This is a genomic window from bacterium (assembly GCA_035295165.1).
Taxonomy (GTDB): Bacteria; Sysuimicrobiota; Sysuimicrobiia; order Sysuimicrobiales; family Segetimicrobiaceae; genus JAJPIA01.
This window is the reverse complement of the sequence record DATGJN010000073.1, coordinates 43510-56019: the sequence shown is the minus strand read 5'-3', so window position 1 is coordinate 56019 and position 12510 is coordinate 43510. Positions and strand designations below refer to the sequence as shown.

The following is a 12510-nucleotide window of genomic DNA, read 5'->3' as shown; positions in this document are numbered from 1 at the left end:
CCGGCACGACGTGGGCGGGCGCCGGTGCACGCGCTAGTAGACGTTGCCCGAGCGCGCGCGGCCGGTGTAGTCGAAGAACACGCTCTTCAGTTCGGTGAAAAACTCCAAGCCCTCCTCCGCCATCTCCCGACCGCCGGCCCCGCTCCACTTGATCCCCCCGAACGGGATCTGCGCCTCGCCGCCGACCGTCGGTGAGTTGACGTGCACCATCCCCGCCTCGACCCCGTCCACGAACCGCATGATCGTGTTCGCGTCGCTGGCGTAGATCGATGACGTGAGGCCGTAGCGCAAGCCGTTCGTCACCTCAAGTGCCTCGTCGAGAGATGTCACCTCGATCAGCGACAGCACGGGCCCGAAGATCTCCTCCCGCGCGATGCGGTGGGCGGGCCGCACGTCCGCGAACACGGTGGGCTCGACGAAGAACCCGCGCGCCCGCGCCCCGTCGGCGAGCCGACGCCCGCCGGTCAGCAGGCGTGCGCCGTCGCGACGGCCGGCCTCGATATAGCCGAGCACGGTCTCGAGTTGGTGGGCGTCCACGAGCGGCCCCATCTCGACGCCGTCCTCGAGCCCGTTGCCGACCCGAAGCGCCCGCGCCCGATCGACGACGAGGTCGCGCATCCGTGCCGACACGTCGCGATGCACGACGCCCAAACTCGTCGCCGTGCAACGCTGGCCGGTGCTCCCGAACGCCCCCTGCGCAATCCCGGTCGCGGCCAGGTCCAGGTCCGCATCGGGCATGACCACCACGGCGTTCTTCCCGCCCATCTCACACGTGACCTTGGCGAGGCGCCCGGCTGCGCGCGCATATACGTCGCCGCCGATCTCGCACGACCCCGTAAACGACACAGCGCGGATCTCGGGGTCGGTCACCAACGCATTCCCGACCTCCCCACCTGCCCCGACGATCAACGTCAGCACGCCGTCCGGAAGGCCCGCTTCTGTCAGAATCTCGACGTACCGCTGGGCCACGAGGGGCGTGAGGGACGCCGGCTTGAGGAGCACCGTGTTGCCGGCGACGAGCGCAGGGGCAACCTTCCACGCGGGTTCCGCCCAGGGAAAGTTCCAGGGCGTGATCACCGCGACCACGCCGACGGGCTGCCGCATCGTCCACAGCAGCGTGGTCGGCATCTCCGACGGCCGCGTCTTGCCACCGAGCCGGAACCCTTCGCCCGAGTACCACTCGAGCAGGTTGATCCCTTTCAGCACCTCGCCCCGCGCCTCGCTGAGGATCTTGCCCTCCTCGCGCGTGAGCAGGCGCGCAAGCTCGTCGAGCCTGGCCCGCGCGAGCGCCGCGGCGCGGGCGAGTATCCGTCCTCGCTCCGGCGGCGGCGTGGCCCTCCACGCGGGGTAGGCGCGCTTGGCCCCCTCGATCGCGCGGGCGACATCGGCGGCCGTTTGCGAGGCCACCTCGGCCAGCACGTCGCCGGAGTCGGCGGGATTGGTGTCGACGATAACGCGGGTGCGCTGCGCGTCCTGCGCGGTGCTCATGGATTCTCCTCGCCGTTCGCGTCGCGGGCCGGGCCCGCGGTGGCGTCCTGGGCGCGGCCGGGCAGCCCGCCGCGCCGTGCGGTCCATATCGGCGCGAGGGTCTTCCGCCCGCCAAAACGAAACTCCTCCCCTTGGAAGCCTGCGATGGATCAGGGCGTTGTGCACCAACGGGGACCGCCGTGCACGCACGCGGCGCTCCCGGGAGATCGGAATGCACGGACAGCCGCTCGACGACGCACAGGCCACGGGGTTCCGGACGCCGCCGCCGCGCAAGGTCCGCGGGCCCATCGTGGACGTCCACACGCACATGACCGAACCGGCCACCAACCACGAACTAGTGGATGCGGCGCGGGTCTACGGCGTCAACCGAATCGTCGCGATCACGCCGCTCGAGGAGGGGGTGGAGCTCCGTGCGCGTTACCCGGACGAGATCGTGATCGCGGCGCGCGAGCACTGGCAGTCCCCCGTGCCGTTCGAGGACCGGACGCTCCGGATGATCCCGAAGGCGCGTGCCCACGGGGCGCCGCTCATCAAGTTCTGGTTCGCGCCGCGGGTCCGCGACCGTCTGGACCTGCTCTTCGACGACCCGCGGCTCGACCCGGTGTTTCGGGCGATCGCCGACCACGGACTCGGGGTGCTGGTCCACGTCAGCGACCCCGACCGCTGGTTCGAGCGCAAATACGACCCCGCGAAGTACGGCACGAAACAGCAACAGTATCCGATGCTAGAGACGCGCCTGCGGCAGTTCCCCGGGGTCCCGTTCCTGGCCGCGCACATGGGGGGCGATCCCGAGCACCTGGACCACCTCACGGACCTGTTGAAGCGGTATCCGAACCTCCACCTAGACACGAGCGCGACGAAGTGGATCGTCCGTGAACTGGGGAAACAACGGGTCCAGGCCAGGGAGTTCTTCCGACGGTGGGCGGAGCGGATCTGCTTCGGGACCGACCAGGTGGTCCTGAAGGAGTCCGACCCCGTGCGCTATACGGTGCGCTATTGGGTGCACCAGATGTTCTGGGAAACGGATCTCGAGTGCCCGTCGCCGATCCCGGATCCGGACGCCGACGGCACTCCGATGCTGCGCGGCCTCGACCTCCCCGAAGACGTGCTGTCGCAGATCTACTGGAAAAACGCAGAGCGGGCGTTCGGGATCGCCGCGCGGTCGGCGTTGCATCCGAGAAGTTCGTAGGGTCCGCGGCCGTCCGCGATCGCGCGGAAAAGCTCCGGGCTCCGGCACCCGATGGTCAGCGGTGCCGGAGCCCGGTCACGCCAAGCCGGATCACGATGACGCCGTCATCGAAGGATCAGGTGCCCGGTGGCCCACAGCGCGATGCCGATGAGGGCCAGGAGCCCGGCCAAAAGCATCGTCCCCCACCTCCTCTCCCTGCCCGCTTGCGCCGCTGTTTTACCCCGCCCCGCGCGGGCCCTAAACGTCGTCCGCCCCCCGCAGCAGGGGGCGGACGACGTCGACACGCCGGACGGGATCCGCGCTATGCTTCGATCGCTTTCTCCACGTCCTCCCGGCTGAGGTCCTCGCCCAACTCGCCGGCCCACCGCAGCAAGACCTCAACGATCTCATCGTGAGACATCCCGAGCGTGGAGGTCATTTCCTGGACGCACATCTCCACCACGTATTCGAGCCTGCCGCTCCACCCAGCGTCCTTCGCTTCTGCGATCAGTGAGACGACAACGCCCGCCAGGAGCGGTTCGGCCCAGGCGCGACGCTCCTGTCCGGCTCCCGGCGCCGCTGCGGCCCCGGCACCTTCCGCCGAATGTGCTTCATTCTCCACACGACACCTCCACGCATTCCTGTCCAGGCAATGCTACGTCTTCCGCACCGGGCCTCCTGCCATTCTACAGCAATTCTCCACAGTAATTTTCCGCGGCGATCAGCCCGCGCGAGCACCTGCAGCGGACGCGAACACGGCCTGTGCGAGGATCGCGGCGCCGACGAGCCCGCCGGCCAGCCCGAGGTACCAGAGCGCCGGACGGCGCACGATCGCTGCGACGGAACAGACGACGATGCCGACCTGGAACACGGCCACCGCTTGGCCCAGACGCTGGTAGCGCGCATCGTACCGCTCCGCGATCGTTTGCGCGGCGTCTCGCCGTTGCTCCAGCGTTTCAGCGTCGCGGCGGATCGCCGCCTGCTGCGTCGCGTACCGCCTCGCCTGCGCATCCTGCGCCGCGACGAGCGCGACGTGCGGCGCGTCGGTCTGCAGCCGGCCGATGTCGCGCTGCACCTCGAACGTGTGCCGCTTGATGCCTTCCGCCTGGTAAAACGCCCACTGATCGGACGCCTGCGCCTGGAGGATCGCCGCCCGATTCAGTTGCGCGAGCGACTCGTGCGCGGACTCGCCGGCGAGCATGCTGCTGTAGGCCGCGGCGACGGCCAACACGGCGGTCGTCACCGCGATCGCCGGGATCAACCAGGTGCGCGATGCCCCCTCCTCCGGCTCGATGCGCGCGTCGACCTCAAAGTCTTCGCTCATCCCACGCCGAATTTCGGGACCGCGCAGGCTCACTCCTGCGGAAGTTCACCGCGGAACAGTCGCGCGGCGAAAAATGCGCGCGGGGGGACCGGCGGCCGACTGGCGACGCGCGGTCCGCCCGGCCTACTGCGGAGGCTCGTACGCTCCCTGAGCGCGGGCGCGGTGGCGGTGGAACAGCACCCCCACCTCGTATCGGATGTAGCCCCATAGGCGCCCGAACAACCCGGCGCGCGCCACCGGCTGCGCCGCGAGCAGCGGTGTCGCGGCGAGCGCGCGTCCGTCGACGCTGACCGTGAGCACGCCGACCTGTTGCGCGCGTGCGACCGGCGCAAACGGCCGCGCCGTGATCGCCTCGGCGATCACCAGCGAGGGGCGCGTGTCACGCCCAACCAGCACCGCAACCGGCCCGGAGGTTTCCAAAGACACCTCCCCGGTCGTGCCGCCGTAGACGCGCAGCGACGCGGGGACGACCCGCTGCCACGGCACGGGCACGAGCGCGTAGCGGCCGAACCCTTGCGCGAACAGTCCCTCCGCCAGGTCGGTGCGACGCCGGAGTGTCGGCGCGCCCATCACGACCGCGAGCAGGCGCATCCCACCCTGCTGTGCCGTCGCGGCGATACTGAACCCGGCTTCGGAGGTGTGTCCGGTCTTCAACCCGTCGACCCGCGGATCGCGGAAGACCAGGTTGTTCCAGTTCGCCTGCCGGATCCCGCCGTACGCCTCGTACCGCGCCCCGGTGATCTGCACGACGTCCGGAAAGTCGAGCAGGACGCGTCGGGCCAGCAGCGCGATGTCCCACGCACTCGTGTACTCGTCCGGCGCGGGCAGCCCGTGCGGGGTGACGTAGTGCGTGTCGTGCATGCCGAGTCGTGCCGCCTGCGCGTTCATCAGCGTGACGAACTGCTCCCCGGAACCCCCGACGGCCTCGGCCAGCGCTTCGGCGGCGTCGTTGCCGGACGCCACCATCAAACCGCTGAGCAGGTCCCGCACGGGAACGACGTCCCCGACGTTCAGGAACATCCGGCTGCTCCCCGCGGTCCGCCCGATCCGCCACGTGGTGGCGCTCACGGTGACCGAGGTGTCGAGCGTAATCTGGTGGCCGCGAATGGCCTGAAGCACGAGATACAGGGTCATGAGCTTGTCGAGGCTCGCCGGGGGCAGGTGCCGGTGCGCATCGCTCGACGCGAGGACCTGCCCGGTCGACACCTCCATCAGCAACGTGGCGGGCGGTGCCGTCGGGCCGGACTCGGCCGCGGCGTCCGCCGGGGGCCGCACGGGGTGGGCGCGCGGAGCGGCCCAGGACGCCGGGACGCCAAGCGCCAGGCACAACAGGAGCACCAGCGACGGGCGGACGGCGCGCATCATGCCGCGGACATCTGAAGAATACTGCGTAGGCCGTCGCCGCGATCGAGCGTCGCCACCGCGTCGTTGACGCGATCGAGCGGAAACGAAGCGGTCACGAGCTCGTCGAGCATCAGCTGGCCGGCGTCGTACATCGCGAGCAGCCGGGGAATGTCGGAGCGCAGCCGCGACGACCCGTAGAAGCACGCCTGCAACGTCTTCTCGTTGAGCACGAACGTCGGACCCGGCACCACCAGCTCCTCGCGCGTCGGCGGGAGGCCCACGGCAACCGCGACGCCGCCGCGCGCGACGCTGTCTACGGCCTGCCGCACCGTCGCCGCGCGCCCGATCACCTCAAACGCATAGTCCGCGCCGCCGCCCGTCAGGTCCAGGATCGCCTGCACCGGATCGTTCGCTTTGGCGTTGAGCGTGTGCGTCGCGCCGAACCGCCGCGCGGCCTCCAGCCGGTGATCGAGAAGATCCACGCCGATGATCATGACCGCCCCGGCGATCCGCGCCCCCTGCACGACGTTTAGGCCGACGCCGCCGAGGCCGAACACGGCGACGCTGGTGCCCGGTCGCACGCGGGCGGTGTTGACCACCGCGCCGACACCGGTGGTCACCGCGCACCCCAACAACGCGGCAATGGTCAGCGGCACGTCCTTGCCGATCGGCAGCACCCCAGACTCCGGGACGACGGCCTGCTCCGCCCACGACGAGACGCACGTGAAGTGATGGAGCTCCCGGTCGCCGCAGCGCAGCCGCGTCGTGCCGTCTGGCATCTTCCCGCGAACCCGATAGCGCATCTCGCACAGATGGGGGCGGCCGCTGTCGCAGTAGCGGCAGTGGCCGCACGCCGGCGCGAACAGCAGCACCACGTGGTCGCCCGGCCGCACCGACTCGACGCCGGGACCGATCGTCTCCACGACGCCCGCGGCCTCGTGCCCGAGGACGACGGGCAACGGCATCGCCAGATCGCCTTTGATGTAGTGCAGATCGCTGTGGCAGACGCCGGTCGCGGCGATTCGCACAAGCACCTCGCCGGCTCGCGGCGGGGCGAGCTCGACCTCCTCCACCACCAACGGCTTGCCGACATCGTAGAAGACGGCCGCCCGCATGCGCGTGCCTCCTTCCCTCCGGAGCGTGCGCAGAGGCTTTCCTGCCGACCCGCGTGGAATCCTTGTGTGATGACGAACGAGCGGCGCCGCACGGCGCTCGAGGACGCGGCCATCGTGGCGTTCGTCCCCGTGGTGTGGGGCCTGAACTTCATCGTGATCAAGGGCGCGCTGCCCGCGTTCGCCTCCCCGGCTGCATTCAACGCGATGCGCTGGGTGCTCGCCTCGATCGTCCTGCTGGCGATCACCGCAGCGCGGCGGGAGTCGCTCCGCATCGCGCCGGACGATCGCGGCCGCGTCCTCGCGCTCGCGGCCGTGGGGATCGTGCTGCAGCAGCTCACCTTCATTAACGGCATCCGGTTGACGACCGCCGGGCACTCGGCCCTGATCATGGGGCTCTCCCCCGTCATGGTGGCGCTTGGCGCGATGGCGCTGCGTATGGATCGCGTGTCGGCGAGGGCGTGGGCGGGGATCCTCCTCTCGCTGGTTGGACTGACCTTCCTGGTCCGCCCGGGCGCGTCCAATCTCCCCGCGACCGCCGTGTGGGGAGACCTCTTGACGCTCGGGTCCGCCGTGTGCTGGGCGGCGTACACCCTCGTCAGCCGGCCGCTGGCCGTGCGGTATCCGCCCGCCGCGCTCACCGCCGTGACGATCTCGATCTCGACGCTCGTGCTCGTCGCGCTCGGACTCCCGGACCTCCGGGCGCAGTCCTGGCAGGCACTCGACTGGCGGGCGTGGGGCGCGGTCCTCTACACGAGCGTGCTAACGATCGCGCTCGGGTACGCGGTCTGGTCCCTGGCGCTGCGCCGGATCGGTACGACGCGGACCGCGATCCTGACCAATATCAACCCCGTCGTCGCGGTAGCCGCGGCGTGGTGGCTGCTGGGAGAGCGCCTGACCACCAGCCAAGCGCTCGGCGCGGCGTGCGTCCTTGCGGGTGTGGCGCTGGCGCGGCGGTGACGGTGCGGAACGCGCCGGTTAGTGCGCGGCGTGCGCCGCTCGTCGCTCTTCTCGCTCGCGCGGCGCACCCGCGGTTTCGCGCTCGCGGCGCAGCAACGCGCGCTTGCGCTCCGCGCCCCACCGGTACCCGCCCGGATTCCCGTCGGACCGCACGACCCGATGGCACGGGATGATCAGGGCCGCCGGATTCGCGGCGCACGCTTGGGCCACCGCCCGCACCGCCGACGGCCGGCCGAGCGCGCGCGCGACCTCGGCGTACGACCGCGTCTCTCCGTACGGGATCGCCTGCAGGGCAGTCCACACCTTGCGCTGGAACGCCGTGGCCTGGATGTCGAGGGGGAGCGACAGGTGGGGACGCCGGCCGCGAACGTAGGCCACGATCGCGGCCACCCACGGCCCGAGGCCGGTGTCGTCCCGGCGGCGCTCCGCGAATGGATACTCGCCGGCGAGCGCCGTCTCGAGCGTCCGGTCGTCGGCGCCGAGACTGACCGCACACACGCCCCGGGGCGTCGCCCCGACGAGGAGGCGCCCGAGGGGCGTGGACACGGTCGTGTACGCGATCCGCATCCCGCGGCCGCCCCGCCGGTACGCGGCGGGCGTCATCCCGAGATCCTTGGGTGCGCGCTCGTAGAGACGGCTGCTCGACCCGAACCCGGACGCGTACAGCGCGGACGCGACCGCCTCCTGCGCGCGAAGCCGAGCCCGCACGAGGTCGAGCCGGCACGCGTCGGCGTAGTCCCGCGGCGAGATCCCCACGAGCCGCGTGAACACCCGACGCACGTGATGGGGGCTCCGCCCGAGGTGCGCGGCGAGTTCGGCCAAGCGCGTCGCGCCGTCGTCGACCCGGGCTTCGATGTACCGGCAGGCGTCCTGCACCAACTGTACCTGCTGCTCTTCCACGCTCGCGGCGGTCGGCCGGCACCGCCGGCATGCCCGGAAGCCCGCGCGCTCTGCGTCGGCGGGGCGCCCGAAGAACACCACCTGCGCCCGGCCGGGACGGCGCGCCGGACACGACGGCCGGCAGTAGATCCCGGTCGACCGCACCGCGAACACAAACGCGCCGTCCGCGGCCGCGTCACGGGCCAACACGGCGAGCCATCTCGGATCGTCGATTCCCGTTCCCGTCTCTGATCGCACTTCCGCTCTCATCAGCATCGCGCGTCCACCTCCGGGGCCCATCGTAGGACGCCGAGGCGGTCGCCGCTATCCGATTCTTGCGGCCAAACTCATCGGGAGTGGTGAGGCCGGCGCACGCGTCGCAGCCTACGCCAAGTATATGCCATCCGGATCGCGGGCAGGAGAACCCCGCCACGCGCGCCGAACCGCACTCGAAGCGAGCGCTGCAGATGACGCACCACCCGTGTGACGACCGATGACGCGTCGTTCACGTTTCGCCCACCCGTCGCGCGACGACCACGCGGGCCCCGCACAGGCGCCGCCTTTTTGCCGTAGCCGGCGTGCGACGGGCGTGCTGGCGGTCGTGGCGGCGCTGGTCGCCGGAGCGCTCTTCGGCGCGCCCGCCGCCGGCCAACCGGGAGGATCGCGGCTCGTGCACGATCCCGGCGACCGCTTTACCATCGCTGTCCCTGTGTCGTGGAACGTCAGAACCTCGTCCGGAGATCCCACGGTCGTGGCGACGGGCCCCGCCCGCGCCGGCGAGCTCCCCGAAACCGTGAACATCATCGCCCACGACACCGTCGTGGCGATGTCGTCGAAGACCTGCGTACGCGAGGCGGAGCGGGTGATGCGGGTGTTCGGGCACATCGCGTTCGCGACCGCGAGCGAGGGGCCGACGACGGTCGGCGACCTGCCCGGGTACACCCACGCCTACACCTGGCGCACGAAGGACGGCCAGGACCGCTGGAGCCTGCAGGTGTGCGTGGTGGTGAACCGCGAGGCGTTCCTCATGACGGGCACGACGACCAACACGGCGACCCGGGTCGAAGAGGACGCCCCGCTGTTGACCAGGATCATCGGGACGTTCCGGCTGACGGCGCGGGGCCGCGAGTCCGCGCCCGCGACGCAACCGGGGGGCAACGGCCGCTAGACCGGCGTGTCGCGACGTCTACGGGGTCGCGTCCGCCGCCTCCGTGCCTCCGCGGGGTGCCGACAGCATGCCGGCCCACCGCATCACCGGCCGCATCGAGAGTCCCTGCACGAGCAGGGTGAACACGACGAGGCCGAACGCGCCGGCCACGATCGCGTCCCGCGCGGGAAGCGCCGGATCGATACCGAGCGCGAGCGCGATGGCGACGCCGCCGCGCAGCCCGCCCCACACGAGCACGGGGCGCCACGCATTCGGCAGCAGGTGCGTTCGAGTCTGCCAGATCGCCATCGACCCGTGGACCACCGCCCACCGCACGATCAACCCCGCCCCCGCCACGACCGCGATGAGCTGCCAGTAGTGTCCGAGCAGCGCCGCGGGCACCTCGATGCCGATGAGGAGAAACAACACCGAGTTGGCGAGAAACGCGATCATGTCCCAGATGGTGTTCACGGTCTCGCGGCCAGTGTCGGTGAGGTTGCGGGGGCCGTAACTGGCGAACACGACGCCCGCGGTGACCACGGCGATCACCCCGCTCGCCCCCACGCTGCCGGCGACAAGAAGCGCGCCCAGCGACGCGATCAGACTGCCGAGCGCCTCGACGAGCGGGCGCTGCGTACGGCCCAGCGCGTACGATGTCGCCAGGGCCACGAGTCCGCCGATCGTCATGCCGCCGACGAGTAGCCAGACAAACCGGAGGGCTGCGCCGACGGGCCCAACGGCCGCGCCGGCCACGATCGTGAACAAGATGATCGCCACACCGTCGTTCAGGATCGCCTCGCCGTCCAGCACGGTGCCGAGCCGGAGGTCCAACCTGGCCTCGCGCAGCAACGCCTGCACGCTCACGGGGTCGATCGCGGAAACGATGGCGCCGAGCAGCAGCGCGCTGCGAAAGTCCAGGTGAAACAGCGCGCTTGCGACCCAGCCGAGCGCCGCGGCCGTCACCAGCGTGCCGGGCACCGCCAGGAGCCCGATCAGCCCCCAGTACGTCTTCAGGTGACGGGGTGGAAGGCGCAGTCCGCCCTCGAACAGCAGCGGCGGGATGAGCAGCGTCAGGAGGATCTCGGGGGTGACTGGGATCGCAGGCGCAAGGTGCATGTTGCCGATCACGAGACCCGCGAGGACGAGCGCGATCGTGTACGGCACGCGCAGTTGCTCCGTGACAATCGACACGGCCGCGGCGACGAGCATGAATCGGAGCGCAAGACTGAGCGCCGTCATGAACGGAGGTTTCGTGCGACTGAGCGCGTCGCCTGCTTCGCGACCCGAAAGCCCCCGGGCGACAGAACGCGCGCGACGACGAAGGAGCGCACGCCTGCGCCGGGCGTCACGTCCGCCTCAGCGCGCGCCGCCGGGCCGGAACGTACGCACTCCGCGCGACGCTCGGAAAGGAGGGAGGTCAACCCGACCGCACGGATTCGCGAGTCGCCGACCGGCGCGGCGTTTGGGCACCGTCCGCAGCTGGGCGTCGGAACTGCCACGAGAGCGGGCCGGGATCACCCGCAGGTCCAGCGGACGGTCTGATCCATGACCGCGCTGTCGGCGCTCGCCGCCGCGATGCCCGGTGCGGTCATCCGGGTAGTGTGGCACGCCGTTGCAGACGACGGGTGAAATCGCGCGGGGCGGTCCGCACGACCTCACGGAGCCCCGCGGCGTGGCGCACGGCGTCGAACCCGCGTCCGACGAACTGTACCGGATCACGACGCACGCCTCCCCATGCCGCGCGCACGGCGAGGCCCACGCGCCGCTGTCGCAAGAGCCGAAGGGCAAGCTCGGTCCACACCGCGCTTGCGAGACGCCGCGCCTCCCCCGTGGTACCCGCAGCCTGCGCGACCGCGCCGCAGACCGCTGCGGCCGCGTGAAACGGATCAGGCGAGTCGACCGCCTCCTGGCAGGCGAGCGCTGCCAACTGCTCGCGAACCCCCACATGTCGGATCACTCGCGGATACTCCCCAAGGTGGGCGAGCATCTGGGCGAGGGCGACGGCGCGTGGCATGATGTACAGGAGCTCGGCGTTCCGCAACTCCATGTTGTCGATCACGTCCTGCACTGCCTCGGGCGTGAGGTTCGGCTCGAGCGCCAACGCCCGTGCGACGATGCGGCGATGCACCTTTCGACTGGCGCCGGTCGCCACGGCGCTGGACCCCAGACCCTGCAGCGACGGGCGCACCGCGGCGACAGGCCCACGAACGAAGTGAAACGGGACGCGATGGCTGAGCCGGAGCCAGAAGTCATAGTCTTCTGCGCTGGCGAGTTCGACGTCGAACCCGCCGACCTGCAACAGCGCCGATCGGCGCACAAGCGTCGTCATCATCGCGATGAAATTCCCCATCAGGAGCTGATCAAAGATATCGCCGGACGGTCCGAACACGGGCCACTCCTTCTCCCGGCCGTCCTGCGTCAACACGAAGGAGCTGTACACGACCCCGACGTCCGCATGGGCCTCGAGCACCGGCACCTGGGTCCGCAGTTTGCTTGGCAACCAAAGGTCGTCGTCGTCCAGAAAGGCGACGTAGGCGCCTCGGCCGGCCTCGACGCCGGTATTGCGGGCGGCCGCCGCGCCCCGATTCACGCCGTGACGCAGGTACGTGGCCGGGAATCGAGCGACCACCGCCGGGGTGTCGTCCGAGGACGCATCGTCGACCACGATCACTTCCAACTCGAACAACTCCCCGCGCCGCTCCTGCGCGTAGACCGAAGAGAGCGCCTCTGCGAGAAGGCCGGCGCGGTTGTGAGTTGTAATGATCGCGCTGACGAGGGGTCTCACCATCGTCCCGGATACCGGAAGGGAAGTTGCGCCCGTTTTCACGCCGGCGCCCGCGGCCGCACCGCGGTCACGCTGATCTGTCGCCCCGTATCGCCACGCCGACGTCGCGCGATCGGGCGACGGACCCGACGTCCGGGCGCAGGACGAACACCGGCGGCGCTCCCCCGATTCGGTCGCGCGCTACTTCTCCGGCGAGGTCCGAACCTCATGCCGAACCGCAACGAGCCATCCAGGCCGATCGGGCAAGACGCCGGGTCCGGCCGTGGGCCGCACCCCGGTGGTGCGGCGTGCGAGACACCCGGT

The 12510-nt window shown here is 70.7% G+C and carries 11 protein-coding genes; 3 read left to right on the top strand and 8 right to left on the bottom strand.

What is annotated here, in order from left to right; genetic code table 11:
• Positions 1 to 33: 33 nt before the first annotated feature.
• The gene (locus VKZ50_11650) at positions 34 to 1488 is read right to left on the bottom strand and encodes an aldehyde dehydrogenase family protein (GenBank protein HLJ60374.1); all 1455 of its coding nucleotides are present in this window, start codon (positions 1486 to 1488) and stop codon (positions 34 to 36) included.
• A 211-nt stretch (positions 1489 to 1699) separates the two neighbouring features.
• On the opposite strand from VKZ50_11650, the gene VKZ50_11645 reads away from it, so the two are divergent.
• Positions 1700 to 2677, top strand: coding sequence for an amidohydrolase family protein (locus tag VKZ50_11645; GenBank protein HLJ60373.1), 978 nt, complete (start codon positions 1700 to 1702; stop codon positions 2675 to 2677).
• A gap of 301 nt (positions 2678 to 2978) precedes the next feature.
• Here the strand turns inward: VKZ50_11645 and VKZ50_11640 are convergent, their stop codons facing one another.
• The 4 genes from VKZ50_11640 to VKZ50_11625 form a co-directional block, all read right to left on the bottom strand.
• A complete protein-coding gene (locus VKZ50_11640; GenBank protein ID HLJ60372.1) occupies positions 2979 to 3278 on the bottom strand; it encodes a hypothetical protein in 300 nt (99 codons plus the stop codon).
• 99 nt (positions 3279 to 3377) lie between these two features.
• Positions 3378 to 3980 carry a DUF4337 domain-containing protein gene (locus VKZ50_11635; GenBank protein HLJ60371.1) on the bottom strand — a complete coding sequence of 201 codons (603 nt, stop codon included), beginning with the start codon at positions 3978 to 3980 and terminating at the stop codon, positions 3378 to 3380.
• Positions 3981 to 4103: 123 nt separating this feature from the next.
• Positions 4104 to 5345 carry a D-alanyl-D-alanine carboxypeptidase family protein gene (locus tag VKZ50_11630; protein HLJ60370.1) on the bottom strand — a complete coding sequence of 414 codons (1242 nt, stop codon included), beginning with the start codon at positions 5343 to 5345 and terminating at the stop codon, positions 4104 to 4106.
• The gene (locus VKZ50_11625; GenBank protein ID HLJ60369.1) at positions 5342 to 6439 is read right to left on the bottom strand and encodes a Zn-dependent alcohol dehydrogenase; all 1098 of its coding nucleotides are present in this window, start codon (positions 6437 to 6439) and stop codon (positions 5342 to 5344) included. Before VKZ50_11625 ends, VKZ50_11630 begins: the two co-directional genes overlap by 4 nt.
• Positions 6440 to 6508: 69 nt before the next feature.
• Between VKZ50_11625 and VKZ50_11620 the strand changes: the two genes are divergently transcribed.
• A complete protein-coding gene (locus VKZ50_11620) occupies positions 6509 to 7396 on the top strand; it encodes a DMT family transporter (GenBank protein HLJ60368.1) in 888 nt (295 codons plus the stop codon).
• An 18-nt stretch (positions 7397 to 7414) separates the two neighbouring features.
• On the opposite strand, the gene ada is transcribed toward VKZ50_11620, so the two are convergent.
• Entirely contained in the window at positions 7415 to 8551 is a 1137-nt protein-coding gene (gene ada / locus VKZ50_11615; GenBank protein ID HLJ60367.1) for a bifunctional DNA-binding transcriptional regulator/O6-methylguanine-DNA methyltransferase Ada, read from the bottom strand.
• A gap of 313 nt (positions 8552 to 8864) precedes the next feature.
• Here ada and VKZ50_11610 point away from each other — a divergent pair, with 313 nt between their 5' ends.
• Positions 8865 to 9443 (top strand): DcrB-related protein, encoded by a 579-nt coding sequence (locus VKZ50_11610; GenBank protein ID HLJ60366.1) that lies wholly within the window; start codon positions 8865 to 8867, stop codon positions 9441 to 9443.
• Between the two features lie 18 nt (positions 9444 to 9461).
• Here VKZ50_11610 and VKZ50_11605 read toward each other — a convergent pair whose 3' ends face one another.
• Together VKZ50_11605 and VKZ50_11600 are read right to left on the bottom strand one after the other, a co-directional pair.
• On the bottom strand, positions 9462 to 10661 hold the full coding sequence (locus tag VKZ50_11605; GenBank protein HLJ60365.1) for a sodium:proton antiporter: 1200 nt from the start codon (positions 10659 to 10661) through the stop codon (positions 9462 to 9464).
• 349 nt (positions 10662 to 11010) lie between these two features.
• Complete coding sequence (locus VKZ50_11600; protein HLJ60364.1) at positions 11011 to 12210, bottom strand: glycosyltransferase family A protein; 1200 nt, start codon at positions 12208 to 12210, stop codon at positions 11011 to 11013.
• Positions 12211 to 12510: the final 300 nt, after the last annotated feature.